At 63.4% G+C, this 23,835-nt stretch carries 26 protein-coding genes; 13 read left to right on the plus strand and 13 right to left on the minus strand.

The features are described 5' to 3' along the window. Positions 1-16 precede the first annotated feature (16 nt). From rnpA to argB, 4 genes are all read left to right on the plus strand, one after another. Positions 17-409, plus strand: coding sequence for a ribonuclease P protein component (gene rnpA, locus EO99_RS0117810; protein ID WP_029619958.1), 393 nt, complete (start codon positions 17-19; stop codon positions 407-409). Then, positions 406-2,199, plus strand: a complete 1,794-nt coding sequence (gene yidC, locus EO99_RS0117815; protein ID WP_029619959.1) for a membrane protein insertase YidC — start codon at positions 406-408, stop codon at positions 2,197-2,199. Before rnpA ends, yidC begins: the two co-directional genes overlap by 4 nt. 123 nt (positions 2,200-2,322) lie before the next feature. Continuing rightward, on the plus strand, positions 2,323-2,973 hold the full coding sequence (yihA, locus tag EO99_RS0117820) for a ribosome biogenesis GTP-binding protein YihA/YsxC (protein WP_029619960.1): 651 nt from the start codon (positions 2,323-2,325) through the stop codon (positions 2,971-2,973). A gap of 89 nt (positions 2,974-3,062) precedes the next feature. After that, positions 3,063-3,950, plus strand: coding sequence for an acetylglutamate kinase (argB, locus tag EO99_RS0117825; RefSeq protein WP_029619961.1), 888 nt, complete (start codon positions 3,063-3,065; stop codon positions 3,948-3,950). A 27-nt stretch (positions 3,951-3,977) separates the two neighbouring features. Here argB and EO99_RS0117830 read toward each other — a convergent pair whose 3' ends face one another. Next, positions 3,978-4,892 carry a DMT family transporter gene (locus tag EO99_RS0117830; protein ID WP_029619962.1) on the minus strand — a complete coding sequence of 305 codons (915 nt, stop codon included), beginning with the start codon at positions 4,890-4,892 and terminating at the stop codon, positions 3,978-3,980. 101 nt (positions 4,893-4,993) lie between these two features. On the opposite strand from EO99_RS0117830, the gene EO99_RS0117835 reads away from it, so the two are divergent. Next, complete coding sequence (locus EO99_RS0117835; protein WP_029619963.1) at positions 4,994-5,701, plus strand: pyrimidine 5'-nucleotidase; 708 nt, start codon at positions 4,994-4,996, stop codon at positions 5,699-5,701. A 101-nt stretch (positions 5,702-5,802) separates the two neighbouring features. After that, positions 5,803-6,468, plus strand: a complete 666-nt coding sequence (locus EO99_RS0117840) for a hypothetical protein (RefSeq protein ID WP_029619964.1) — start codon at positions 5,803-5,805, stop codon at positions 6,466-6,468. A gap of 71 nt (positions 6,469-6,539) precedes the next feature. Here EO99_RS0117840 and EO99_RS0117845 read toward each other — a convergent pair whose 3' ends face one another. Further along, positions 6,540-7,400 carry an LOG family protein gene (locus EO99_RS0117845; protein WP_029619965.1) on the minus strand — a complete coding sequence of 287 codons (861 nt, stop codon included), beginning with the start codon at positions 7,398-7,400 and terminating at the stop codon, positions 6,540-6,542. Between the two features lie 138 nt (positions 7,401-7,538). Here EO99_RS0117845 and dapD point away from each other — a divergent pair, with 138 nt between their 5' ends. From dapD to EO99_RS0117860, 3 genes are read left to right on the plus strand one after another with little or no spacing between them, the layout of a single operon-like run. Beyond that, complete coding sequence (gene dapD / locus EO99_RS0117850) at positions 7,539-8,393, plus strand: 2,3,4,5-tetrahydropyridine-2,6-dicarboxylate N-succinyltransferase (protein ID WP_029619966.1); 855 nt, start codon at positions 7,539-7,541, stop codon at positions 8,391-8,393. Positions 8,394-8,402: 9 nt separating this feature from the next. After that, the gene (gene dapE / locus EO99_RS0117855) at positions 8,403-9,599 is read left to right on the plus strand and encodes a succinyl-diaminopimelate desuccinylase (protein ID WP_029619967.1); all 1,197 of its coding nucleotides are present in this window, start codon (positions 8,403-8,405) and stop codon (positions 9,597-9,599) included. After that, the gene (locus tag EO99_RS0117860) at positions 9,583-10,179 is read left to right on the plus strand and encodes a hypothetical protein (RefSeq protein ID WP_029619968.1); all 597 of its coding nucleotides are present in this window, start codon (positions 9,583-9,585) and stop codon (positions 10,177-10,179) included. Before dapE ends, EO99_RS0117860 begins: the two co-directional genes overlap by 17 nt. 3 nt (positions 10,180-10,182) lie before the next feature. Here EO99_RS0117860 and truA read toward each other — a convergent pair whose 3' ends face one another. The 3 genes from truA to def form a co-directional block, all read right to left on the minus strand. Continuing rightward, the gene (gene truA / locus EO99_RS0117865) at positions 10,183-10,938 is read right to left on the minus strand and encodes a tRNA pseudouridine(38-40) synthase TruA (RefSeq protein WP_029619969.1); all 756 of its coding nucleotides are present in this window, start codon (positions 10,936-10,938) and stop codon (positions 10,183-10,185) included. Continuing rightward, positions 10,938-11,873: a methionyl-tRNA formyltransferase gene (gene fmt, locus EO99_RS0117870; protein ID WP_029619970.1), complete on the minus strand. Its 936-nt coding sequence runs from the start codon at positions 11,871-11,873 to the stop codon at positions 10,938-10,940. The genes truA and fmt overlap by 1 nt, the downstream gene beginning before the upstream one ends. 69 nt (positions 11,874-11,942) lie before the next feature. Then, entirely contained in the window at positions 11,943-12,458 is a 516-nt protein-coding gene (gene def / locus EO99_RS0117875; protein WP_029619971.1) for a peptide deformylase, read from the minus strand. A gap of 122 nt (positions 12,459-12,580) precedes the next feature. On the opposite strand from def, the gene EO99_RS0117880 reads away from it, so the two are divergent. Together EO99_RS0117880 and EO99_RS0117885 are read left to right on the plus strand one after the other, a co-directional pair. Then, positions 12,581-13,786: a DNA recombination protein RmuC gene (locus EO99_RS0117880; protein ID WP_029619972.1), complete on the plus strand. Its 1,206-nt coding sequence runs from the start codon at positions 12,581-12,583 to the stop codon at positions 13,784-13,786. 50 nt (positions 13,787-13,836) lie between these two features. Continuing rightward, positions 13,837-14,742: a ribokinase gene (locus EO99_RS0117885; RefSeq protein ID WP_029619973.1), complete on the plus strand. Its 906-nt coding sequence runs from the start codon at positions 13,837-13,839 to the stop codon at positions 14,740-14,742. A gap of 4 nt (positions 14,743-14,746) precedes the next feature. Here EO99_RS0117885 and EO99_RS0117890 read toward each other — a convergent pair whose 3' ends face one another. Next, complete coding sequence (locus tag EO99_RS0117890; protein ID WP_029619974.1) at positions 14,747-15,691, minus strand: nucleoside hydrolase; 945 nt, start codon at positions 15,689-15,691, stop codon at positions 14,747-14,749. A 175-nt stretch (positions 15,692-15,866) separates the two neighbouring features. Between EO99_RS0117890 and EO99_RS0117895 the strand changes: the two genes are divergently transcribed. Together EO99_RS0117895 and EO99_RS0117900 are read left to right on the plus strand one after the other, a co-directional pair. Then, on the plus strand, positions 15,867-16,298 hold the full coding sequence (locus EO99_RS0117895; RefSeq protein ID WP_029619975.1) for an Hsp20 family protein: 432 nt from the start codon (positions 15,867-15,869) through the stop codon (positions 16,296-16,298). A 47-nt stretch (positions 16,299-16,345) separates the two neighbouring features. Beyond that, positions 16,346-16,603, plus strand: coding sequence for a BQ00720 family protein (locus tag EO99_RS0117900; RefSeq protein WP_029619976.1), 258 nt, complete (start codon positions 16,346-16,348; stop codon positions 16,601-16,603). Between the two features lie 5 nt (positions 16,604-16,608). On the opposite strand, the gene trmB is transcribed toward EO99_RS0117900, so the two are convergent. The 7 genes from trmB to EO99_RS0117935 form a co-directional block, all read right to left on the minus strand. Continuing rightward, a complete protein-coding gene (gene trmB, locus EO99_RS0117905; protein ID WP_029619977.1) occupies positions 16,609-17,313 on the minus strand; it encodes a tRNA (guanosine(46)-N7)-methyltransferase TrmB in 705 nt (234 codons plus the stop codon). A gap of 85 nt (positions 17,314-17,398) precedes the next feature. Beyond that, the gene (metK, locus tag EO99_RS0117910) at positions 17,399-18,643 is read right to left on the minus strand and encodes a methionine adenosyltransferase (protein ID WP_029619978.1); all 1,245 of its coding nucleotides are present in this window, start codon (positions 18,641-18,643) and stop codon (positions 17,399-17,401) included. A 158-nt stretch (positions 18,644-18,801) separates the two neighbouring features. Next, positions 18,802-19,221 (minus strand): helix-turn-helix domain-containing protein, encoded by a 420-nt coding sequence (locus EO99_RS0117915; protein WP_029619979.1) that lies wholly within the window; start codon positions 19,219-19,221, stop codon positions 18,802-18,804. Between the two features lie 141 nt (positions 19,222-19,362). Next, positions 19,363-20,955, minus strand: coding sequence for an apolipoprotein N-acyltransferase (gene lnt / locus EO99_RS0117920; protein ID WP_029619980.1), 1,593 nt, complete (start codon positions 20,953-20,955; stop codon positions 19,363-19,365). 96 nt (positions 20,956-21,051) lie between these two features. Beyond that, the gene (locus EO99_RS0117925; RefSeq protein ID WP_051679945.1) at positions 21,052-22,227 is read right to left on the minus strand and encodes a transporter associated domain-containing protein; all 1,176 of its coding nucleotides are present in this window, start codon (positions 22,225-22,227) and stop codon (positions 21,052-21,054) included. A gap of 9 nt (positions 22,228-22,236) precedes the next feature. Continuing rightward, positions 22,237-22,746, minus strand: coding sequence for an rRNA maturation RNase YbeY (ybeY, locus tag EO99_RS0117930; protein WP_029619982.1), 510 nt, complete (start codon positions 22,744-22,746; stop codon positions 22,237-22,239). Positions 22,747-22,763: 17 nt separating this feature from the next. Continuing rightward, positions 22,764-23,819, minus strand: coding sequence for a PhoH family protein (locus EO99_RS0117935; protein ID WP_029619983.1), 1,056 nt, complete (start codon positions 23,817-23,819; stop codon positions 22,764-22,766). Between the last annotated feature and the right edge of the window lie 16 nt (positions 23,820-23,835).

A 23,835-nucleotide genomic window follows, 5' to 3' on the forward strand; every position in this document is an offset into this window, starting at 1 on the left:
GCCCGTTCGCCGGGCGATGACGGACGAAGACACATCAAAGACAACTGCCGGGCGGCTGAAAAGCCGGCCGCAGTTTCTTGCCGTGCGCGCTGGCGAAACACGCCGTGGCCGCAACTTTGTTCTGGAAGTCCTGGACCGCAAGGAACCCGAGGCTGAGCCACGGGTCGGATTCACGGTCACCAAGAGGCACGGCAATGCCGTCGAACGCAACCGGATGCGGCGGCGCCTGAAGGAGGCCGTCCGACAATCTGCCGCGTTTGCAATGAAGCCCGGACACGACTATGTCATTGTCGCGCGACGGGAGGTCCTAACGGTGCCCTTCGCAGAATTGACCGTTCAGCTTGTCGAGCGCATCGAGGCACGGCCGAAACATAAGCGGTCCGAGGAGACCCGTTCCAGGAAAGCATGATGGAAAAGAACCGCAATTATTTTATTGCGATCGCCCTTTCGGTGGTGATCGTCATTGCCTGGCAATTCCTCTACATGAACCCGAGGATGGAAGCGCAGCAGCGGGCTCTTGAAGCCCAGCAGGCACTCCAGGGCGAAGCTCCGCAGCCCGTGGCCCCCGAAAGCCCCGGCGTCGCCGTCAATGGCACGCTGCCCGGGACGGTCCAGGCGCAGCCAACGGCTACCCGTGAGCAGGCGCTGGCGACAGCCCCGCGGGTCGCCATCGACACGCCTGCGCTGGCCGGCTCCATCAACCTGATCGGCGCGCGCTTCGATGACCTGAAGCTGCGCGAATATCACGAGACGGTCGACGACGAGAGCCCGCTCATCACTCTCTTCTCCCCTGCAGATACAGCCGGTGGCTATTTCACCGAACTCGGGTTCGTCCAGAGCGAGACATCCGGAGCGGTTCCGGGTCCCGGCACCGAATGGACCCTGGCGAGCGGCGAGAAACTGACCGTCGATACGCCGGTCGTCTTGAGCTTCACCAACGACCGAGGCGTCGTGTTCAACCGGACCATTTCGGTCGATGACCACTACATGATCACCGTCGTCGACAGCATCCAGAACGGTGCCGGCGAAGCCGTGACGTTTGCACCCTACGGTCGGGTCACCCGCTACAACAAGCCCGCCACGCCCTCGGTCTTCGTGATCCACGAAGGCTTCATCGGCGTGATCGGCGAGACGGGCCTCGTCGAAGAGAGCTACGGCGACATCGAAGACGACGCCGTGGCCAATGCCAAGGCCACCGGCGGCTGGCTTGGCATCACCGACAAATACTGGGCTGCCACGCTCGTCCCGCCGCAGGCGCTGCCCTACGAATCCCGTTTCTCGCATTTCACGGACGGCCAGCCCCGTTACCAGGCCGATTTCAAGAGCGATGCCCTGACCGTCGAGCCCGGTCAGTCCGTCGAACTGACGAACCTGGTCTTTGCCGGCGCCAAGGAAGTGCCGCTGGTCGACCAGTACGAGGAAGCCCGCTCGATTCCGCGCTTCGAGCTCCTGATCGACTGGGGATGGTTCTACTTCATCACCAAGCCGATGTTCCACCTGATGGACTTCTTCTTCCGCTACTTCGGCAACTTCGGTGTGGCGATCCTGCTGACGACCATCGTCGTGAAGGCCCTGTTCTTCCCGCTGGCCAGCAAGCAGTACGCGTCGATGGCCAACATGAAGCGCATGCAGCCGAAGATGGCCGAGCTGAAGGAGAAGCACGGCGACGACCGCATGGCGATGCAGCAGGCGATGATGCAGCTCTACAAGGAGGAGAAGATCAACCCGATCGCCGGCTGCTGGCCGATCCTCCTGCAGATCCCGGTGTTCTTTGCCCTCTACAAGGTGATCTACGTCACCATCGAGATGCGCCATGCACCATTCTTCGGCTGGATCCAGGATCTGTCTGCTCCGGATCCGACCTCGCTCTTCAACCTGTTCGGACTTCTTCCCTATGACGTTCCGAGCTTCCTGATGATCGGCGTCTGGCCGCTGATCATGGGCATCACCATGTTCGTGCAGATGCGCATGAACCCGACGCCGCCGGATCCGACACAGGCGATGATCTTCAACTGGATGCCGCTTGTCTTCACCTTCATGCTGGCGACATTCCCGGCCGGTCTGGTGATCTACTGGGCATGGAACAACAGCCTTTCGATCATGCAGCAGGCGCTGATCATGAAGCGTCACGGCGCCAAGATCGAGCTCTTCGACAATATGAAGGGCCTGTTCCGGCGAAAGCCCGCAGCCAACAAATAACCCTGAAAGCCCCGGTTCGCCGGGGCTTTTTCTTTTGGGGACATCGTGGAGGGCGCTGTCAACTTGACAAGCCGGAGCAAAAGCTGGAAGCCCTCCGTTCCATAGCGACAGGACCGAGACATCATGCCCGCAGACACGACCCCGGACGAGAAGCCGTTGTTCGGCCGCCCCTGGATCTTCATCCGCGGCGTGCCCTCGCTTGAATTCCTGCCACCGGAGGGCCCTCTGGAAGTGGCCTTCGCCGGACGATCGAACGTCGGCAAGTCGTCGCTCATCAACGCGCTGGTCGGCCACAAGGGGCTTGCCCGGACGTCCAATACGCCCGGTCGCACCCAGGAACTCAACTACTTCGTGCCCGAGGGCTATTCCGGCGCAGGCGGAGACCTGCCGCCGATGGCTCTCGTCGACATGCCGGGCTACGGCTATGCCAAGGCGCCCAAGGAAACCGTCGACGCCTGGACGAAGCTGGTCTTCGACTACCTGCGCGGTCGCGCCACGCTGAAGCGTGTCTACGTGCTGATCGACAGCCGCCATGGCATCAAGAAGAACGACGAGGACGTGCTGGACCTCCTGGACAAGGCTGCCGTTTCCTACCAGATCGTCCTCACCAAGACGGACAAGATCAAGGAGGCCGGCGTACCGCGGCTTCTTTCCGAGACGGCCGAAAAGATCCGCAAGCGGCCGGCCGCCTTTCCGCAGCTGATCGCCACCTCCTCGGAAAAGGGAAAAGGCCTCGACGAGTTGCGCCAGGCCATCCTGGACACCATCAGCTAACCGCTTCAAGGGCCAACATCCGGCAGCCTTGTTTCCACGATTGAAAACTTGCGCTACAAGGCGCCGCACCCCGATCGACGAGGACCTCCATGACTGCTTCGGACAGCGAACTTCAGGCACAACTCCTGGCCAAGGCGCTGCCCTACATGCAGCGCTACGAGAACAAGACGATCGTCGTGAAATACGGCGGACACGCCATGGGCGATGTCGAACTCGGCAAGGCTTTCGCGGCCGACATCGCGCTCCTGAAGCAGTCCGGCGTCAACCCCATCGTCGTCCACGGCGGTGGACCGCAGATCGGCGCGATGCTGACCAAGATGGGCATCGAATCCAAGTTTGAGGGCGGCCTGCGCGTGACCGACCAGAAGACGGTCGAGATCGTCGAGATGGTTCTGGCCGGCTCCATCAACAAGGAGATCGTCGCGCTGATCAACCAGACGGGCGAATGGGCGATCGGTCTCTGCGGCAAGGACGGCAACATGGTCTTTGCCGAAAAGGCGAAGAAGACGATCATCGACCCGGATTCGCGCATAGAGCGTGTTCTCGACCTCGGTTTCGTCGGCGAGGTCGTCGAAGTCGACCGCACATTGCTCGACCTGCTGGCCAAGTCCGAGATGATCCCGGTCATCGCACCGGTGGCACCGGGGCGCGACGGCGCCACCTACAACATCAACGCCGATACGTTTGCGGGTGCGATCGCCGGCGCGCTGCGCGCCACCCGCCTGCTGTTCCTCACCGACGTTCCGGGCGTGCTCGACAAGGACAAGCAGCTCATCAAGGAGCTTTCGGTGGCGCAGGCCCAGGCGCTGATCCAGGACGGCACGATTTCCGGCGGCATGATCCCCAAGGTCGAGACCTGCATCGAGGCGATCAAGGCCGGCGTGCAAGGGGTCGTCATCCTCAACGGCAAGACAGCGCATTCGGTGCTGCTCGAGATCTTCACCGAACACGGTGCAGGAACGCTGATCGTTCCTTGAGGCCGAGGACGGCAGCGCGCCTGTCCCTCAGAGCAGGACGAGCGCCAGGATCCCGAGCACGATCAGCAGACAACCGGCGATCTCCAGCCGGTTGACGTGCTCCTTGAAGACCAGGACCGACGAGGCGAAGGTAAACAGCATCTCGATCTGCGCCAGTGCCTTGATCACGGCCGCCGGCTGCAAGGTCATCGCCGTGAACCAGCCGAAGGACGCCGTGGCGCCGACGAAGCCGACGATTGCGGCCGGTCGCCATGCCCGGGCGATGCGAGGCAGCTCCTGCCGATCCTTCAGAACCAGCCAGACGAGCATCGCCACCGCCTGCATGACGATGACGACGAGCAGCGTATAGCCTGCCTGCATCACGGGGTCCGCAGCCGGCAGGCTTGGGGCCAGCGAGAGTGACGCATAGCGGTAGGAAACGCCCGATATCCCGAAGAGGAGACCCGACAGCAAGCCGAAGACGGCGGTTCGACTGCCGACGGAGGTCACCAGCGACCGCAGCGTCAGCTCGGTCCTCGCCACCGAGATGAGGATGACGCCGACGACGGAGATGGCGATGGCGACCACCGTTGCGACCGTGATCGTCTCTCCCACGAGGATCAGGGCCACCAGAGCGGCCTGCGCCGGTTCGGTGCGCGAATAGGCCGTGCCGACCGCGAAGTTGCGGAAGGCGAAGATGTAGACGAGCAGGAAGGTGGCGCCGATCTGGGCAAAGCCGCCTGCGACGGCCCAGATCGCGAAGGTGATGTTGGGTACCGGCATCGGCCGGCCGAGGCCGTAGTGAAGGATCGCCATGTAGAGGACGGCGAAGGGAACGCCGTAGCCAAAGCGCACGAAGGTGGCGCCGGTGGTGTTCAGCCTGCCGCGCAGGTGCTTCTGCAGCGCCGAGCGCATGTTCTGCAGGAAGGCCGCCGCAATCGTGATAGGGATCCAGAGTTCCATGCGATCGGCGGTAGCACCACCGTCGTGTTCCGCCAAGATCACTTTCGGCGCAGATCGAAGTCTGCCGTTTTCTTTCGCCGCCACAGCGTGCATAAGGCGGCATGACAAAGCCCAGCACCTCCCCTTTGCCCGCCGATTTCGCCCATGTCAAAGAGTGGGTCTTCGACCTCGACAACACGCTCTACCCGCATCACGTCAATCTGTTCTCGCAGATCGACAAGAACATGAGCGCCTTCGTCGCCGAACTGCTGCAGCTGGAGCCGGACGAGGCGCGGGCTCTGCAGAAGCGCTACTACCACGAGCACGGAACGACCCTGCAGGGGCTTATGCTCAACCATGGCATCTCGCCCGATGCCTTCCTGGAGCGGGCCCATGCGATCGACTATTCGGCGCTGCTGCCCCATCCGGAGCTTGGCGAGGCCATCAAGGCGCTGCCAGGCCGCAAGTTCATCTTCACCAACGGCAGTGTCCCGCATGCGGAAGCGGCTGCCCGCGCGCTCGGCATTCTCGAGCATTTCGACGACATCTTCGACATCGTCGCCGCCGACTACGTGCCGAAGCCTGCGGGCGCGACCTACGACAAGTTCGCCAGCCTGCACCGCGTCGATACCCGCCATGCGGCGATGTTCGAGGATCTGCCCCGCAACCTGAAGGCGCCCAAGGCGCTCGGCATGCGCACCGTGCTGCTGGTGCCGCGCAATCTCGACGACGTGCTGATGGAGCGCTGGGAGACGCTGTCGGACGAGGACGACCACATCGACTACGTGACGGACGATCTGGCAGGGTTCCTCACCGGTGTCTTGGGCTGAACCTTACCGAAAGTTCACCCAGGTTACGGATGTTTAAGTGGTTCCTCATGTCGGTTGCGCCTACCTTCGGGTCATAGACAAACCGAAAAGGAAGCCTTCCCATGAAGACCAACAAAGTCATTCTGGCATCACTTGCAGCCGTCCTCGTCGCCGGCACCGCCCTGCCAAGCTTTGCTGCACCCGGACGGGATGGCCCCGGTCGTGATGGTCCCGGCCGCCACGGCGCCAGAGGCGGCATGATGCAGGAGATGATGTTCGTCCGCCTGCTCAAGACCGCGGACGCCGACAAGAATGCGCAGATCAGCAAGGAAGAGCTCTCCGCACGCCAGGAAGCGCTGTTCTCCGAAATGGACGCCGACAAGGACGGCACCCTGATCCCCGGTGAAATGCGTGCCTATCGCGAAGCCAAGATGGAAGAGTTCCGCAAGGACAACCCGCGCCCCGATCGTGCGGAACGTCGCGAAGAGCGCCGCCAGGAGATGGCCCAGAACAACGGCGATGACGCGGATGACAGCAACGATCGTCCCGGCCGCCGCGGCGACCATGCAGATCGCCGTCACGAAGGTGGACGCATGGGCATGCATCACGGCGGACGCATGGGCCCGCAGATGGGTGGCATGCAGCTGATCCGTCAGGCGGACACCGACGAGAACGGCCAGTTCAGCAAGGCTGAAGTGACCGCTGCCGTAGACAAGCGGTTTGCCCGCATGGACCGCAACGAAGACGGCGTCATCAGCATCGACGACATGCCGGACCGCCCTTTCTAGTCACCAGTCCCCCAGACTAGTACGGTTCGTCATCAACCCGCCCCACCGCCTGGGGCGGGTTTTCTTTTGGCTTAGTGCTCGTAGAAGTCGGCGACGATCTTCCAGGCCTCGTCGGCCGTTTCAACGAAGCTGATCAGCTCGAGATCTTCCGGCGCGATCGTTCCGAAATCCGCCAGCGCCTGCCAGTTCACCATGGTGTTCCAGAACTCCTTGCCGAACAGGACAAAGGGAATGCGCTCCATGCGGCGCGTCTGGATCAGCGTCAGCGCCTCGAACATCTCGTCCATGGTGCCGAAGCCGCCCGGGAAAATGATAATGGCCTTCGCCCGCATCATCAGATGCATCTTGCGGACGGCGAAATAGTGGAAATTGAAGCTGAGCTCCGGCGTCACATAGGGATTGGGCGCCTGCTCGTGCGGCAGGACCACATTGAAGCCCACGGTCGGCGCGCCGGCTTCCGAGGCGCCGCGGTTGCCGGCCTCCATGACGCCGGGCCCGCCGCCGGTCACCACCACATATTCCTGATGGTCGAACTGCTCTCCGTAACTGGCGCAGAGATGGGCGAACTTGCGGGCTTCCTCGTAGTAGACTGACGCGGCCTCGAGGTTCCCGCGCTGGGTCTCGTTGCGCGCAGCCCAGGCTGCCTGGCCCGGCGCGGGAATTCTGGCGCCGCCGAACAGCACGACGGTCGACTTGATCCGACGCTCCGCAAGGACCATCTCGGCCTTGAGCAGTTCCAGCTGCAGGCGCACGGGCCGCAGCTCCTCGCGGCAGAGGAAGTCCTCGTCGGCATAGGCAAGGCGGTAGGTCGGCGACATCGACTGCGGCGTCTTCGGGACACCGGCGGCACTCCGCCTGTCGGTGGAACTATCCTTCAGGGGATCCCAGACGCCATCCTTGCGCCGCGGGCCATCCTTCTTCGCCTTCGCCATGTCCTGCCTTCCAAGCCTGATGCGTCGCGCCAATTCACATTGACGGTCGAGTGGCGGTCGCTTAGAGCAATTAGCATCATTTGGCCAGCCGCCAGACCACTCCGTTCCACCCTACTGACGCGACCTTAAGGACTTCCCATGAGCACCACCGACCTCGCCTCGCTGGAGACCACCATCGAGACTGCCTTCGAACAACGCGACGGCGTTTCGGTTTCGACCAAGGGCGAAGTTCGTGACGCCGTCGATGCCGCGCTCGAACTGCTCGACGGTGGCAAGGCCCGCGTTGCCGAACGCCAGTCCGACGGATCCTGGAAGGTCAACCAGTGGCTGAAGAAGGCCGTTCTCCTGTCGTTCCGGCTGAACGACATGGGCGTGGTGACGGGCGGCCCCGGCCAGTCCACCTGGTGGGACAAGGTGCCCTCCAAGTTCGAGAACTGGGGCGAAAACCATTTCCGCGCCGCCGGCTTCCGCGCCGTGCCGAACGCGGTGGTGCGCCGCTCCGCCTATATCGCGCCCAACGTCGTGCTGATGCCGTCCTTCGTCAATCTCGGCGCCTATGTCGGCGAGGGCACGATGGTCGACACCTGGGCGACCGTCGGCTCCTGTGCCCAGATCGGCAAGAACGTGCATCTCTCGGGCGGCGTCGGCATCGGCGGCGTGCTGGAGCCGATGCAGGCCGGCCCGACGATCATCGAGGATAACTGCTTCATCGGCGCCCGCTCGGAGGTCGTCGAAGGCTGCATCATCCGTGAAGGCTCCGTGCTCGGCATGGGCGTCTTCATCGGCCAGTCGACGAAGATCGTAGACCGGGCGACCGGCTCGATCTCCTACGGCGAAGTGCCCCCCTATTCCGTCGTTGTCGCCGGCACGATGCCGGGCAAGCCGTTCCCGAATGGCGAACAGGGCCCGAGCCTCTATTGCGCCGTCATCGTCAAGCGCGTCGATGAGAAGACCCGCTCGAAGACCGGCATCAACGAACTGCTGCGGGACTGATCGACAGCCATGGCCACAACCGATCCCGTCGAGAACCTGCAGGCGCTCATCCGCTGCCGTTCGGTCACGCCGACCGAAGGGGGGGCGCTGTCGACGCTGGAATCCGCGCTGACATCACTCGGCTTCCGGGTGGAGCGGATGGTGGCGACAGCGGAGGGGACGCCGGACGTGGAGAACCTCTACGCCCGGCTCGGGACCGAGGGGCCGCACCTGATGTTTGCGGGCCATACGGATGTCGTCCCGCCCGGCGACGAGGCATCCTGGTCGCATCCGCCGTTTGCGGCGGAAATCGCCGACGGAATGCTCTACGGGCGCGGCGCGGTCGACATGAAGGGCGGCATTGCCTGTTTCGTGGCGGCGGTCGCACGCCATCTCGAAAAGCATGGAGCACCCCGTGGCTCTATCTCGCTGCTGATCACCGGTGACGAGGAAGGCCCGGCCGTGAACGGCACGGAAAAGCTTCTGACCTGGGCCGCCGAAAAGGGCGAGACCTGGGACGCCTGCCTCGTCGGCGAACCGACCAACCCGGATGCGCTCGGCGACATGATCAAGATCGGGCGGCGCGGATCGCTGTCGGGCAAGATCACCGTCCACGGCGTGCAGGGCCATGCCGCCTATCCGCATCTGGCGGACAACCCGCTACGCGGGCTGCTGCAGCTGACGCATGCGCTGATGGACCCGCCCTTCGACCATGGCACGGACGACTTCCAGCCCTCTAACCTCGAAGTGACCACCATCGACGCGGGCAATCCCGCCGTCAACGTCATCCTGGCGAAGGCCACGGCGGCCTTCAACATCCGCTTCAACGACAGCTGGACGGCCGACAGCCTGAAGATGGAAATCATCCGCCGTCTCGACCTGGCCGCCGCAGAAGGCGCGTTGCGGCCCGGGCGCTCGCCGGTGCGTTACGACATCGCCTGGAGCGAGCGTCCGAGCCATGTCTTCCTGACCCGCAACAATGCCCTGACAGCCTCGCTGTCCGAAGCCATCGAAACGGTCACCGGACAGACGCCAATTCTCTCCACCACCGGCGGCACGTCGGATGCGCGGTTCATCAAGGATTACTGCCCGGTCGTGGAATTCGGCCTCGTGGGCCAGACCATGCACATGGTGGACGAGCGCGTTGCCGTGGCGGACCTCGAGACGCTGACCCAGATCTACGGCGGCTTCATTGCCAAATGGTTCGATCATGCCCGGGCTGAATGAGGTCAGGGTCTATCTCTCCGGTCTCTGGCTCCTCATCCGCGGCGAGGCAGCCGGGCTGAAGCGCCTCGACGTCAGCGACCGCGGACTGATGCGGTCCTTCTGGGCCATTCTCTGGTGCCTGCCGGCCATGACGGTGTCGTGGCTCTGGTGGCGCGCGCTCTACCTGCGGGGAATGCCGCAGGACACGGAACTCGGCGGGATCTTCTTTTTCCGGCTGGCGATGCTGGAGCTTGCCAACTGGCTCGTTCCGCTGATCCTGATCGGCTTCATGGCATGGGGGCTGGCGCTGGGGCGCAAGTATTATGCGATCGTGGTGGCCGTGAACTGGCTTTCGGTTCCCTTCGCCTATGCCTATGCTGTTCTCAGCCTGCTCCTGATGCTGGCACCGAACCTGACCGGCATTCTCTCGCTGATCTGGCTGATGCTGATGATCGCGCTGATCGTCTCGGTGTCGCGGATCTTCCGGGTCATCTGCGGTCAGCATCCGCTGATGGTGGCAACGCTGACCATGGTGCTGATCGTTCCGACGATGCTGCTCTCCGACTCGCTGGAGCGCTTCCTCGGCATCTACCCCGGCTGAGGATCAGACGTCACCCGGGTAATCCACCTTCATGAAATAGAGCCCTTCGGGCGGCGCCACCGGACCGCAGGCCTTGCGGTCCTTTGCCTCCAGCGCCGCGCGCACATCCTCTGGCGTCATCTTGTGCTCGCCGGCAAGTTTCAGCGTGCCTGCGAACGAGCGGATCTGATTGTGCAGGAAGCTCTGGGCCGAGGCGCGGATCTCGATGAGGTCGCCCACGCGCGTCACGTCCAGCCGGTCGAGAGTGCGCATGGGGCTCCTGGCCTGGCAATGGGTGGAGCGGAAGGTGGTGAAGTCGTGGTGGCCGACAAGCATCTGCGCCGCCGCATGCATGGCCTCGTGATCGAGCCCCTTCGGCAGCCACCAGGCCCGCCGTGCCTCAAGTGCCAGCGGCGCCGGGCGGCAGATGATCCGGTAGAGATAGTGGCGCCGCAGGGCGGAGAAGCGGGCATCGAAGCTGTCGTCCACCGCCTGGACGTCAAGGATCGCCAGCTTCTCTCTCTTCATTCCGAGGTGGGCGTTGAGCGCGTTGCGCAGCTTGTGGGGCTCCCAGCTCCGCGAAATATCCGCGTGGATGACCTGGCCCATGGCATGGACGCCGGAATCGGTGCGCCCTGCCCCGCGGATGGCGACCGTCTCGCCTGTCAGCGACAGGATTGCCTTCTCGATCGCCGCCTGCGCCGAATGTCCGTTCTCCTGCCGCTGCCAGCCGACATAGGGAGAGCCGTCATATTCGACCGTCATGCGGTAACGGGGCATCAGCCGAGCCTCATGCCGGGAAGGATCGGCGTTCCGCGCAGAAACTCCGACCCGTCAAGCGGCTTGCCGCCCGCCTTCTGGAGGCGTGCGAGCCGGACGGCGCCACTGCCGCAGGCGACGGAAAGACGATCATCCAGGACGGTACCCGGCTCGCCTTCGCCGGTCGCCAGCTCCGACGCCAGTACCTTGATGCGTTCGCTCTTGCCGTTGACGACAGCCTCCGTCCAGGCGCCCGGAAAGGGAGCAAGGCCGCGGATGTGGTTGTGGACCTCTTCGGCGGACCTCGAAAAATCGATGCGGGTCTCGCTCTTGTCGATCTTGGCGGCGTAGAGGACGCCGTCCTCGACCTGCGGCGTCAGCGGCAGGTCGTCCGCCTCCAGCTTGTCCATCGCCTCGACCATGGCGCGGGCGCCGACGAGCATCAGCTGGTCATGGAGTTCGCCGGCGGTGGTGTTTTCGCCGATCTCGACCTCGCGGGTGAGTGCGACGGGGCCGGTATCCAGTCCCTTTTCCATCTGCATGACCATCATGCCGGTCTTGGCGTCGCCCGCCATGATCGCCCGCTGGATCGGGGCGGCACCGCGCCAGCGCGGCAGAAGCGAGGCGTGGCCGTTGTAGCAGCCCAGCCGGGTGCCTTGGAGGATGGCTTCGGGAAGCAGCAGGCCGTAGGCGACGACGACCGCCACATCGGCCTGGAGGGCGCGGAAACGCTCCCGCTCGGCCTCTTCCTTGAAGTTCAGCGGCGTGAAGACCGGGATGCCCAGAAGCTCGGCCGCCTGGTGGACCGGCGACTTCTGCAGGTCGAGGCCGCGACGGCCGCCGGGGCGCGGCGGCTGGCTGTAGACCGCAACGATCTCGTGGCCCGCCTCCTTCAAGGCGCGCAGCGTCGGGACCGAAAATTCCGGCGTTCCCATGAAGATGATGCGAAGCGTCATCGTGATCCCGTCTGCGTTCGAGTGCACTCAGGTGGTAAGCCGCTGATGCCGAGCATCCAAAGGCTGTCGTCAGACAACGCGCGAGCGTGCAGCCTTGGTGAACTTCTTGATCACCATCTCACGCTTCAGCCGCGAAATATGGTCGATGAACAGGATGCCGTTGAGGTGGTCGATCTCGTGCTGCAGGCAGGTGGCGAGCAGGCCATCCGCCTCGACCGTCTCCTGCTTGCCGTCTCGCCCGATGTACTGGACCGTGACGGCGGCCGGGCGTTCGACCTCGGCGTAGTAATCCGGGATCGAAAGACACCCCTCCTCATAGACGGAGCGGTCGTCGGACGACGCCACGATCTCCGGGTTGATGAAGACCTGCGGCTTGTTCTCCTCGTCCTCGCGGGAGATATCGATCACCAGCAGCCGGCGCGGGACGCCGATCTGGACTGCAGCAAGGCCAATGCCCGGCGCATCGTACATCGTCTCCAACATGTCGTCGGCCAGGCGAAGGACTTCGGTGTCGACCTGCTCGAACGGCCTGGACGGCTGGCGGAGGATCGGATCGGGGAGAATGATAAGAGGCTTGATCGTCATCGCCTCCCATAGCGCATCTTTTTCGCGGATGGAACAGGCGAGAATGGTCTCTGAAGCGCTGCAGAGCCCCGATGTTCCTGTTTTGATCTTTCCACCGTTGCGATATCTGCTAGGGTGCGGGAATGGACAGCATCATCGACCTTCTGCACACATCTCTCCGGACCGTGCCCCCGACATTCTGGGTGATCCTCGTGATCGCGGCACTCGTCTGCGCCGCGGCGGTCTATGCCATTGCCTCCGCGCACCGGCGGGGCACAGAGGCGGCGCGCCAGGCGGCACAGGCGGAGGCCCGGCTGATCGAGCTCATGCGGCACCAGGCCGAGATGCAGGGACGCCTTGCGCATATGACGGAGACGCTGTCGCAGCGACAGTCGGAGCTGGGCCAGGCGGTGAACCAGCGGCTGGACGGCATGAGCCAGCGGCTCGGCAGCACGATCACCGAGCAGACGAAGTCCACGCACGAGAACCTGCGCCTGCTGCAGGAGCGGCTCGCCGTGATCGACGCGGCGCAGAACAACATCCAGAGCCTTGCCAAGGACGTTGTCGGGCTGCAGGCCATCCTCTCCAACAAGCAGACCCGCGGCGCCTTCGGCCAGGGGCGAATGGAGGCGATCGTGGCCGACGGGCTGCCGATGGGCGCCTATGAGTTCCAGGCGCAGCTATCCAACGGCAAGCGGCCCGACTGCACGATCAAGATGCCAAATGGAGCGCCGCCGCTGGTGATCGATGCGAAGTTCCCGCTGGAGGCATGGAATGTCTTTCGCGATGTGGCCGCACCCGAGGCGCGCAAGGCCGCCGCGGCGCAGTTTCGCCGCGATCTCGAGGTGCATATCCGCGATATCGCCGAGAAATACCTGATCCCGCGCGAGACCCAGGAGATGGCCTTCCTGTTCGTTCCCTCGGAATCGATCTTCGCGGAGATCCACGAACATTTCGACGGCGCCGTGCAGAAGGCGCAGCGCTTGCGCGTGGTGATCGTTTCGCCCTCGCTGCTGATGCTCTCCATCCAGGTGATCCAGGCGGTGCTCAAGGACCAGCGCATGCGCGAGCAGGCGCATCTGATCCAGGGCGAAGTGGCACATCTGATGGAGGATCTTTCACGGCTCGACGACAGGACGCGCAAGCTCCAGGGGCATTTCCTCGCGGCACAGCGGGACGTGGAGCAGATCCTCACCTCCTCCGACAAGCTTGTGAAGCGTGGCGCCAAGATCGGCGGGTTGGAACTGGAGAGCGTCACGGAGTCCGCCTCCGAGAGCGAGCCGAGCCCACCGCGGGCCGTGGAAAGCCGTAGCGGCCTGTTGAAGTTCCGGGTGGTTGACGAGGACTAAGCGCCTCGGGCAGTGTCGCCGCGAATTCAGCTTCTTCAAGGCAGCACACTATGATCACCGTCCTCGGCTCCATCAACATGGATCTCATCGCCACCACGCCGCGGCTTCCGGAGCCCGGCGAAACGCTTGCCGGCATCGGCTTTGCCACCGCCGCAGGCGGCAAGGGCGCCAACCAGGCGCTGGCGGCCCGCCGTGCGGGTTGCCGCGTGCGCATGGTCGGCGCGGTGGGAAAGGATGAGTTTGCCAGACCTGCTCTCGCGCTGCTGGATGAAGCCGGCGTCGATCTCACGGGTGTCAGCCCTGTCGACGGCCCGACGGGAACCGCCCTGATTCTGGTCGGCGGGACCGGCGAGAACATGATCGTCGTCGTCCCCGGCGCCAACGGCACCGCGACAGAGGCACAGGCGAAAACGGCGGTCGAGGCCATGTCGGGGGGCGACATCCTGATGCTGCAGCTCGAAATTCCGGGCACCGCGGTCGAGGCGGCCCTCAGGACCGCCCGCGCCCGCGGCGTCACCACAATCCTCAACACGGCCCCGCTGACGGATCAGGCGGCGCGACTGGCCGCCCTTGCGGATATCGTCATCGCCAACGAGACGGAGTTCGAGCTCCTGGCCGGCCGGTCCGACCTCGAACCGGCGGCACGAGAGGAAGCCCTGCTCAAGCTGCACGGGGAGACCGGCCAGACCTTCATCATCACGCTTGGTGCAGATGGTGTCATTGCAGCCCGCGACGGCTCGCTGCACCGGACGAAAGGGCTGAAGATCGAGCCCGTCGACACGGTCGGAGCCGGAGATACCTTCTGCGGCTATCTCGCAGCCGCCCTCGACAGCGGCATCGCCTTCGACCAGGCGCTCCGGCGGGCTGCCGTCGCCGGCTCGCTCGCCTGCCTCAAGCCCGGCGCCCAGCCTTCCATCCCGACCGGAGACGAAGTGGAAGGCCGGCTGCAGGGTTGACAGGCTAGAGCCGGCCGACCCGTTCCGTCAGCAGGTCGAAGAAGCCGTCGGCATCGACATTGCGCATGACCATGGCGTTCGGCTTGCGGCCGGAGACCCGCCACCAGTCGACGACCGTCATCCCGACCGTCAGCTCCGACTGCGTCTCGATCTCGACATTGCAGTGGCGGCCGGAGAAGAGTTCGGGCCTTAGCAGGTAGGCGATCACCGTCGGGTCGTGCAGAGGCCCGCCGTCGGAGCCGTATTTCTCCTCGTCGAAGCGCTCGAAGAAGGCGAGCCAGTCGACCAGCACCTGGGCCGGGCGGGTTCCCAGCGCGGCGAGCTTTGCCACGCGGTCCTTGCGGGTGAGCAGCTGGTGGGTGACGTCGAGCGGCATCATCACGATCGGCATGCCGGACGCAAAGACGGCAGCGGCGGCGTCGGGATCGACATAGACGTTGAACTCGGCGGCCGGCGTGATGTTGCCGCCCTCGAAGAAACCGCCGCCCATCATCACCAGCTCCCTGACCCGGCCGGCAATCGCCGGTTCCTTCCGGAGCGCGAGCGCAACGTTGGTGAGTGGACCGAGGGTGCAAAGCGTGATCGCGCCCGCGGGCTCGCGCATGATCGTCTCGACGATGAAATCGACGGCAGACTGCGGGCGGACCGCCATCACCGGTTCCGGCAGTTCTGCGCCATCGAGGCCGGTGCGGCCATGCACATGCTCGGCGGTCACCGGCTTGCGGACGAGCGGCCGCTCCGCCCCCTCGTAGACCGCAGCATCGCTGCGTCCGCAAAGCTCGCAGACGATCCGGACGTTGCGGCTGGTAAACGACAGAGGCACATTGCCGGCGACCGCCGTCAGGCCGAGCACCTCGATCTCATTGGGGCTGGCAAACGCCATCATGATGGCTGCCGCATCGTCCTGCCCCGGATCGGTGTCTATGATGATCTTCCTGCGCTCTGCCATGTCCTACCCTTGTCCTCGTTCGGCCTTCCTAGCTACACGCGCTCCCGAAGGCAGGCAATGGCACTGCCGGGCGGAACCAACGGCTTGCGCGCGGAACCTTGGGTTCCCATATTGCGTGCGGATACGGTGCCGCCTGGCGGGCCGCAATCATGGTCGCTTTTGCAAGGACTGAACAATGAGCCGCATCACGCCGTTCGCGAGCCCGCTGCTTCTGGGCTTCGACGCCATGGAAAAGACGCTGGAGCGTCTGGCCAAGGCCAATGACGGATATCCGCCCTACAACATCGAACGGCTCCAGGCCAATCGCGCCGCAGATGAGCCCGAGCGGCTGCGAATCACGCTGGCGGTTGCCGGCTTCAGCGAGGCCGAGCTGGAGGTGACGGTCGAGGAAAGCCAGCTGGTGATCCGCGGCCGGCAGGTCGATCAGCCGGATCGCGACTATCTCTATCGCGGCATTGCGGCGCGCCAGTTCCAGCGCATGTTCGTGCTGGCGGACGGCATGGAAGTGGCCGGCGCGGCACTCAGAAACGGGCTCCTGTCGGTTGATCTCATCCGGCCAGAGGCGGCGCGCATGGTGCGAAAAATTAACATTTCCGCATCAGAGTAAAGACAACGACATTAACGTCGTTTCGCCCCTCAATGCCGGAGGCTGGAATGCTCCTGAAAGAAGCGAACACGCAGTTGACCCTGTCCGAACTTGCCCACCTGGGCGCCGGAGAAGTCGGCTACATTCGCAAAATACGGTCGGAAGATGTGTCCCGTTGCTTCCCCGAAGCACCTGACATGGATCCCAACCTCGATCTATGGGCACTGTTTGGTGCCGATGGAACGCCGATCCTGCTGACCGACAACCGGTCCAGCACGTTCTTCAAGGCGGCCGAAGACGACCTGAAAACCGTCAGCCTGCACTAACCCATTCAACCGATCTTGCGGAATGAGAGGTAGGCGGACGAACGCCCCTCCCGGCGAGCCTTGGCTTCGTATCGCGTGCCAGGCCACCCCGCAAAGGGTGTCAGCCAATCCGACGACTGCCCCGCCAGCCATTCGAACCCGCCATGATCCCTGCAGTGGATCAGCGTCCAGTTGACGTAAGTGTCGATATCGGAGGCGAATTGAAACAGCCCGCCCGGCTTCAGCACCCGATGGAACCGCTCCAGATTGACCTGGGACACGAAGCGGCGCTTCCAGTGCTTCCGCTTTGGCCAGGGATCGGGATAGAGCAGATCGATGCGGTCGACCGAGCCGGCCGGCAGCCAATCCAGAACCTGCGTGGCATCGTCGTCATAGAGACGGATGTTCTTCAGCCCCAGGTCCGTCACCCTCCCCACGAGCTTTGCCATGGAATTGACGAAGGGCTCGACGCCGATGAAACCCGTGTTCGGGCTTTCTTCGGCGCGATGGATCAGATGCTCGCCGCCGCCAAAGCCGATCTCCAGGCGGATCTCTGAGACTGGTACCGGGAAGAGCTCCTCCAGCCGGGCAGGAACAGCTGCATCGAGATCGAGCTTCAAGGTCGGCAGAACGACCGCCAGGCCCTCCGCCTGACGCTCCCGGAGCGGTTTTCCCTTGCGCCGTCCGAAAAAGGCTTCGGTGGCGCGGCCTGGGCGCTGCGGATCGGTCATCGGCGGGTCTTTCAACAATTGAAAAAGCGGGTGGCTTGAAGAGCCACCCGCTTTACAGTTTTCGTACAGGCTCCGTAAAGACCTATCAGGCGGCCTTCAGGGCTTCCTTCAAAGGCTTTGCCAGATCCACCTTCTCCCAGGAGAAGGAACCATCGCGGCCCGGCTTGCGGCCGAAGTGGCCATAGGCTGCGGTCTTGGCGTAGATCGGCTTGTTGAGATCGAGATGACGGCGGATGCCGGAGGGCGAGAGGTCCATGACCTTGCGGATGGCGGCCTCGACCTGATCCTCGACGACGCCCTTGCCGGTGCCGTGCAGATCCACGTAGACCGACACCGGCTGAGCGATGCCGATGGCATAGGCGATCTGGATCGTGCAGCGGTCGGCGAGACCGGCAGCCACGACGTTCTTGGCGAGGTAGCGGGCGGCATAGGCGGCAGACCGGTCGACCTTGGTCGTGTCCTTGCCGGAGAAGGCGCCACCGCCGTGCGGTGCGGCACCACCATAGGTATCGACGATGATCTTGCGGCCGGTTAGACCGGCGTCGCCGTCCGGACCGCCGATCACGAACTTGCCGGTCGGGTTGATGTACCACTTGCAGTCGTCGGCGATCGGAAGCTCACCGAAGGCCTCGCGGATGTAAGGCTCGACAACCGAGCGGACCTTCTGGGAATCCCAGGTCTCGTCGAGATGCTGGGTCGACAGCACGATGGAATCGACGCAGGCAGGCAGGCCGTTTTCGTAGCGGACGGTCACCTGGCTCTTGGCGTCGGGACCGAGCTTGCCGACGTCGCCCTCACCTGTCTTGCGAGCGGTCGCGAGAAGCTGAAGGATCTTGTGGGAATAGTAGATCGGCGCCGGCATCAGGTCCGGCGTTTCCTTGCAGGCATAGCCGAACATGATGCCCTGGTCGCCTGCACCTTCGTCGCCCTGCTTGTCGGCAGCGCTGTCGACGCCCTTGGCGATGTCGGCCGACTGCGAATGCAGCAGAACATCGATCTTGGCAGTCTTCCAGTGGAAGCCTTCCTGCTCGTAGCCGATATCCCGGATGGCCTTGCGTGCGGCGGACTTGAACTTGGACGGGTTGATGACATCCTTGCCATCCTTGTCCTTCTTCATCAGGCTTGCCGGCAGACGCACTTCACCGGCGATCACGACGCGGTTGGTGGTGGCGAGCGTCTCGCAGGCGATGCGGACCGACCATGGATCCGTTCCCGACTTTCCTGCCTCGCGGTATACCAGATCGACGATCTCGTCGGAGATGCGGTCGCAAACCTTGTCGGGATGGCCTTCAGCCACCGACTCGCTGGTGAAGAGATAATTGTCACGCATTCCGGGATTCCCCTCAAAGAAATAACAGCCAATGTGTTAGTGGCTCGCTCAGTCAAACACAAGCGCATAAATATATGTTTATATCTCAAATCGTACCTGTCATTATTTCAGGCACAAAAAAAGCGGCTCAAGAGCCGCCTTTCAGAGAGTGAGGGTCGTTACTCGGCGTCCGCCTCAGCAGCCAGGGCCTTGACCAGGTCAACAAGACGCCGACGGACCTTCGGATCGGAGATCTTCACGAAGGCACGGTTCAACTGAAGTCCTTCGGAAGACGACAGAAAATCGACGACATAGTTGGAGCTCAACGCCTCCTCCATGCCGCCCTGCTTGGTGGAATGGTCGCCGGGCACGTCTTCGAAGAAGAAGGATACAGGCACGTTGAGAATGCTCGAGATGTTCTGCAGCCGGCTTGCGCCGACGCGGTTCGTGCCCTTCTCGTATTTCTGGATCTGCTGGAAGGTGATGCCCAGGCTTTCCCCCAGCTTCTCCTGGCTCATCCCCAGCATCGTCCGACGAAGGCGGATCCGACTTCCGACATGGATGTCGATCGGATTCGGCTTCTTCTTATTCTCAATCATCATTGTGTCCTGACAAGTTGGTAATCAATGAACCGGTTTCGCTGATGATGCCCAAGCGTCTGTGGCTAATCCGTGACTAAAGCCAAACAACACATTCATGAAACTTTATGAAGTCCACTATGCGATTTTAGGGGTTTTGGGTCAATTCGTCGCGGATTTTAAACCTCTGCGAGCAATCCATGCAATCAAGAACATGGAGAACAGTATTAACCACTGATGAATTTCGCGGGCGGCACTGTGCCAGTTTCCGACCGTACTTGCAGGGACTTCGGAATCGACCACGCCCTTCCGGTTAAACGCCAGGCCGATGACGACGCGGCCGAGAGGATCCACGACCGCGGAGATGCCGCTGTTGGCGTCGCGGATCAGCGGCAGTCCTGTTTCCACTGCGCGTAGCCGCGCCTGCTGAAAATGCTGATAGGGACCCGGTGTGTCTCCGAACCAGTCGTCGTTGGTGATGTTCAGGATGGCCGTGGCTTGGCGAATGTCGCTGCCGATCTCGCCCGGGAAGATCGCTTCGTAGCAAATCAGCGGGTAGAGCGTCATGGCGTTCGGCAGCGTCAGCAGGGAGCGGGTTGCGGCTGCCGTGAAGCCGCCCGGCAGGGCGACCAGGCTGTCCACCCCCCAGTCCATCAGCCAGTCCTCGAAGGGCACGTATTCGCCGAACGGCGTCAGGTGCACCTTGTCCGAGGCACCCAGGATCTGACCGTTGGAGTCGATCATGTACACCGAGTTGTAGAACCTCGGTGCGGTTCCCGCGGCGGCATATTCGACGCGCACGGCACCAGCAATGAGTATCTGTCCATCCTGCAGCACCTCGGCGATGCGGGCGAGCGCATCCTGATTTTCCGTCAGGATGAAGGGCACGGATGTTTCGGGCCAGACGATGACGTCCGGCCGGCGCTCGCCCGCCTGCGGAGGCAGGGCGGAAAGCGCCAGATGTTCCTCGAAGATCTCGGCACGATCCGTGTTTTCCAGCTTCCGCGACTGATCGAGAACCGGCTGGACGAGACGGACGATTGTTCCGGTCCCGTCATGCGTCGTGTCGACGGTCGTCAACCTATAGGCGCCGTAGCCGAGATGGGCTGCAAAGAGGAGGCTTGCCATGACAAGGCCTGCGCGCAGCCCGCGACGGGTTCCGAACAGGGCCGGCGCGGAGAACACGAAGACGGCCAGCGTGGTGACGCCGAAGAGGCCAACGGCGGCGGCAGACTGCATCATCAACGGGATCGGCATGGCGCCATAGCCGATGGCGTTCCAGGGGAAACCCGTTGCCAGAAAGCTGCGCAGCCATTCGGCCAGGCCGAAACCGACGGCAAGGGCCGACAGGCGACCAAAACCGTCCGACCAGAACAGGCTCGCGAGGCTCGTTGCCAGGCCATAGAACAGCGCAAGGAATGCCGGCAGGCCGAAGACGGCAAGCGGCAGGGCCCACGCAAACTGGTCCGCCTCCACCAGAAGGGCATTGCCGAGCCACCAGAGACCGGCGACGAAATAGCCCAGCCCGAACAGCCAACCGAGAAAGAAGGCGGACCGCAGGCGTGCCAGCAGAGCGCTCTGAGGATGAGATGCCAGCCCGTCCATCAACCAGACGAGAAGCGTGAAGGAGATGAAGAGAGTGCCGAATACGCCAAAGGGCGGCAGGGCCAGAGCGCCGAACGCACCGGCAGCAATCGCAAGCGCGACCCGCCGGACGCCCCACAGAAGCATGACCTTGCCCGCAAGCCGCTCCATCAGGACCCCTTCCCCGCACCCACCCGAATCAGGACCGGAGTCTTGCAAAAATTGCGTCGCCTGTCGTCCTGCAGGCAAGAAAGAGGCTGGTATCGCTCAATGCCGCTGCTCGCCGGAAGCGGCCGGCACTGGAGCAGCGGGAGCGATATTGGCTTCGGGAGGCATATACTCCGGCTCCCCCTTGACGTGGCGCCGTCTCGCAAGCGTGCGTTTGCGGACGACCCTCACGCGCTTGATGCGGCGGGGGTCTGCTTCCAGAATATGGAATTCGAAGCCCGGCACCGCCTGAACCACCTCGCCACGGACAGGGATCCGTCCCAGTGCAGAGAAGATCAGGCCTCCAAGCGTATCGACATCGTCCAGTTGGTCGCGGATGTCGAAATCGGACCCGATGGCTGCGGAAATCTCTTCGAGCTCAACGCGGGCATCGGCGACGAAGATGTCCTCGCCGACTTGGGAGAACATGACTTCCTCGTCATCGTGTTCATCCTCGACGTCGCCGATGACCATCTCGACGATGTCCTCGTGCGAGGCCAGTCCATCGGTTCCGCCATATTCGTCGATCACGAGGGCCATCTGGGTGCGCGCGGCCTGCATGCTCTGCATCAGGTCCGAGGCGAGCATCGACGGCGGCACAAACAGGATCTTGCGAATGAGCCCGGCTTCGGCGACCGTTTTGGTCAGGTCCACACGGCCCAGGTCGAAAGCGGCCTTCGGCACGCGGCTCGGCTTTTCCGCCTTTTCATTGACCATCGGCATGGGCTGTGCCGTCGCCGCGCTGGCGGCGGCGCGAGGCACCGACCGCCGCTTGTTGCGCGCCTGCTTGGCAAGGTAGGACAGGAGGTCCCGGATGTGGACAAAACCGCGCGGATCGTCGAGCGTGTCACAGTAGACGGGCATGCGCGAGCGACCGGTTTCCTCGAAGTAGATCATCAGTTCGCCGAGGGTCATCGTCATGTCGACGGCCTCGATGTCGGCGCGCGGCACCATGATATCTTCGACCCTGACCTCGCGGAAGCGCAGGATGTTGTGCAGCATCGCGCGTTCTTCGGGCGAAAATGCGCTGCTGACATTGGCGTCCGTCATCAGCGCGTCAGCCAGATCCTCTCTCAGGCGTTCGCCTTGCGAAGGCCTCAGAAGCCGCAGCGCGCGGCCCCAGAAGGACGTCTGGCTGCGGGAGTTTTCATACCGTTGCGGACTACTGCCTTCTTCCGAAGCGTTGTCCGAACCGTCCTTGCCCTCTTGGGCAGTAAGTGTCGAAAAGTCGTTCATTGTTCCAAGCTAGGTGATCGGGTCTTGTCCCGCGTAGGGATCAGATAGGCCAAGCGTGGCCAAAATGCGAGTCTCCAGCGCTTCCATCTTTTCGGCTTCATGATTTTCGATGTGGTCATAGCCGAACAGGTGCAGGAAACCATGCACCAGAAGGTGGGTCAAATGGATTTCCGGAGTCTTGTCCAAGTCGGCGGCTTCCCGCTCCACCGTCTCACGCGCCACCACGATGTCTCCCAGCATCGGTCCGGGCATACCGCCCGGCTGCAGAGGGTAAGCCGGGAAGGACAGGACATTGGTCGGCTTGTCCTGACCGCGCCACTCCGCATTGATCTCGCGGATCGCCTCGTCGTTCGTGAAGACGAGGGAGACCTCGATGGGATGAGCCGGATAGGGCTGCTTCTCCGTCACCGCCAGATAGTGCGCAGCGGCCAGAAGGACTTTTTCGGCGTTGGGCTGCAGCTGACCCTCTTCGGGCCAGCCTTCGTCCTCGACGCTGATCTGTATGTCAAGTTGGGGCATGCAAATGGCGACCGCGCCTAGCGGTCGGCCTCCTCGCTTTCCTGATGCACGGCGTACTGCGAATCATAGGCACGGACGATCCGCCCCACCAGCGGATGGCGGACGACGTCGGCGTCGCTGAAGCGCACCACGGAGATGCCTTCGACACCCTTCAGGATATGCAGCGCCTCGACGAGCCCGGACTTGACGCCACGCGGCAGATCCACCTGGCTCGGGTCGCCGGTGATCATCATGCGGGCGTTCTCACCGAGACGGGTGAGGAACATCTTCATCTGCATCGAGGTGGTGTTCTGGGCCTCGTCGAGGATGACCGCGGCGTTGGCGAGGGTACGTCCACGCATGAAGGCGAGCGGCGCGATCTCGATCACGCCGGCGGTGATCGCACGCTCCACCTTGTCGCCCGGGATCATGTCGTAGAGGGCGTCGTAGAGCGGACGCAGGTAGGGGTCGACCTTGTCCTTCATGTCGCCCGGCAGGAACCCGAGACGCTCGCCGGCTTCGACGGCCGGACGAGAAAGGATGATGCGATCGACGGCGCCGCGCTCCAGAAGCTGGGCGGCGTGGGCGACGGCCAGATAGGTCTTGCCGGTACCGGCAGGACCGACGCCGAAGACGAGCTCCGAGCGCTCCAGGGCGCGCATATAGGCATCCTGAGTCGGCGTGCGGGCGGCGATCGTCTTCTTGCGCGTCGAGATCTGGGTCATCGACAGCTTGGCCTTGCGCTCCATCGTCGGCAGCTGCAGCTGGTCGTCCGCTGCGACGGCCATGCGGATTGCACCTTCAACGTCGGAAGCTTCCACGCTCGCACCCTTCTGTACACGGTCATAGAGGTAATCCAGCGCACGGCGCGCCTGGCTGGTCGCGGTGACATCGCCGGAAATCGTCACGGAATTGCCACGGGCGCGGGCATCGACCTGAAGGCGTTGCTCGAGCAGCTTCAGGTTCTGGTCAAATTGTCCGAAAAGTTCGCTGGCGAACCTGTTGTTCTCGAACGTGAGTACGAAGTGGTTGGAGTCGGTTGCAGCCGTTTGGGGTCGGCGTGCGGGTGAGGAAACCAGTTCGTGTCCGTTCAAGTAGGCAAGCTCCCGC

Origin of the sequence: Pseudorhizobium marinum, assembly GCF_000705355.1 — a bacterium.
In the GTDB taxonomy this organism is placed as follows: Bacteria; Pseudomonadota; Alphaproteobacteria; order Rhizobiales; family Rhizobiaceae; genus Neorhizobium; species Neorhizobium pelagicum.

Bases quoted from the DNA above. Each gene is read 5' to 3' on its own strand.
- EO99_RS0117915 (WP_029619979.1), bottom strand. From the start codon at position 19,221: ATGATTGAGAATAAGAAGAAGCCGAATCCGATCGACATCCATGTCGGA.
- lnt (WP_029619980.1), bottom strand. From the start codon at position 20,955: ATGGAGCGGCTTGCGGGCAAGGTCATGCTTCTGTGGGGCGTCCGGCGG.
- dapD (WP_029619966.1), top strand. From the start codon at position 7,539: ATGAGCACCACCGACCTCGCCTCGCTGGAGACCACCATCGAGACTGCC.
- EO99_RS0117890 (WP_029619974.1), bottom strand. From the start codon at position 15,691: ATGGCAGAGCGCAGGAAGATCATCATAGACACCGATCCGGGGCAGGAC.
- trmB (WP_029619977.1), bottom strand. From the start codon at position 17,313: ATGACCGATCCGCAGCGCCCAGGCCGCGCCACCGAAGCCTTTTTCGGA.
- EO99_RS0117860 (WP_029619968.1), top strand. From the start codon at position 9,583: ATGCCCGGGCTGAATGAGGTCAGGGTCTATCTCTCCGGTCTCTGGCTC.
- EO99_RS0117925 (WP_051679945.1), bottom strand. From the start codon at position 22,227: ATGAACGACTTTTCGACACTTACTGCCCAAGAGGGCAAGGACGGTTCG.
- EO99_RS0117885 (WP_029619973.1), top strand. From the start codon at position 13,837: ATGATCACCGTCCTCGGCTCCATCAACATGGATCTCATCGCCACCACG.
- fmt (WP_029619970.1), bottom strand. From the start codon at position 11,873: ATGACGCTTCGCATCATCTTCATGGGAACGCCGGAATTTTCGGTCCCG.
- dapE (WP_029619967.1), top strand. From the start codon at position 8,403: ATGGCCACAACCGATCCCGTCGAGAACCTGCAGGCGCTCATCCGCTGC.
- EO99_RS0117880 (WP_029619972.1), top strand. From the start codon at position 12,581: ATGGACAGCATCATCGACCTTCTGCACACATCTCTCCGGACCGTGCCC.
- EO99_RS0117845 (WP_029619965.1), bottom strand. From the start codon at position 7,400: ATGGCGAAGGCGAAGAAGGATGGCCCGCGGCGCAAGGATGGCGTCTGG.
- EO99_RS0117840 (WP_029619964.1), top strand. From the start codon at position 5,803: ATGAAGACCAACAAAGTCATTCTGGCATCACTTGCAGCCGTCCTCGTC.
- EO99_RS0117830 (WP_029619962.1), bottom strand. From the start codon at position 4,892: ATGGAACTCTGGATCCCTATCACGATTGCGGCGGCCTTCCTGCAGAAC.
- truA (WP_029619969.1), bottom strand. From the start codon at position 10,938: ATGCCCCGTTACCGCATGACGGTCGAATATGACGGCTCTCCCTATGTC.
- metK (WP_029619978.1), bottom strand. From the start codon at position 18,643: ATGCGTGACAATTATCTCTTCACCAGCGAGTCGGTGGCTGAAGGCCAT.
- yidC (WP_029619959.1), top strand. From the start codon at position 406: ATGATGGAAAAGAACCGCAATTATTTTATTGCGATCGCCCTTTCGGTG.
- def (WP_029619971.1), bottom strand. From the start codon at position 12,458: ATGACGATCAAGCCTCTTATCATTCTCCCCGATCCGATCCTCCGCCAG.
- EO99_RS0117835 (WP_029619963.1), top strand. From the start codon at position 4,994: ATGACAAAGCCCAGCACCTCCCCTTTGCCCGCCGATTTCGCCCATGTC.
- ybeY (WP_029619982.1), bottom strand. From the start codon at position 22,746: ATGCCCCAACTTGACATACAGATCAGCGTCGAGGACGAAGGCTGGCCC.
- EO99_RS0117895 (WP_029619975.1), top strand. From the start codon at position 15,867: ATGAGCCGCATCACGCCGTTCGCGAGCCCGCTGCTTCTGGGCTTCGAC.
- yihA (WP_029619960.1), top strand. From the start codon at position 2,323: ATGCCCGCAGACACGACCCCGGACGAGAAGCCGTTGTTCGGCCGCCCC.
- EO99_RS0117900 (WP_029619976.1), top strand. From the start codon at position 16,346: ATGCTCCTGAAAGAAGCGAACACGCAGTTGACCCTGTCCGAACTTGCC.
- rnpA (WP_029619958.1), top strand. From the start codon at position 17: ATGACGGACGAAGACACATCAAAGACAACTGCCGGGCGGCTGAAAAGC.
- argB (WP_029619961.1), top strand. From the start codon at position 3,063: ATGACTGCTTCGGACAGCGAACTTCAGGCACAACTCCTGGCCAAGGCG.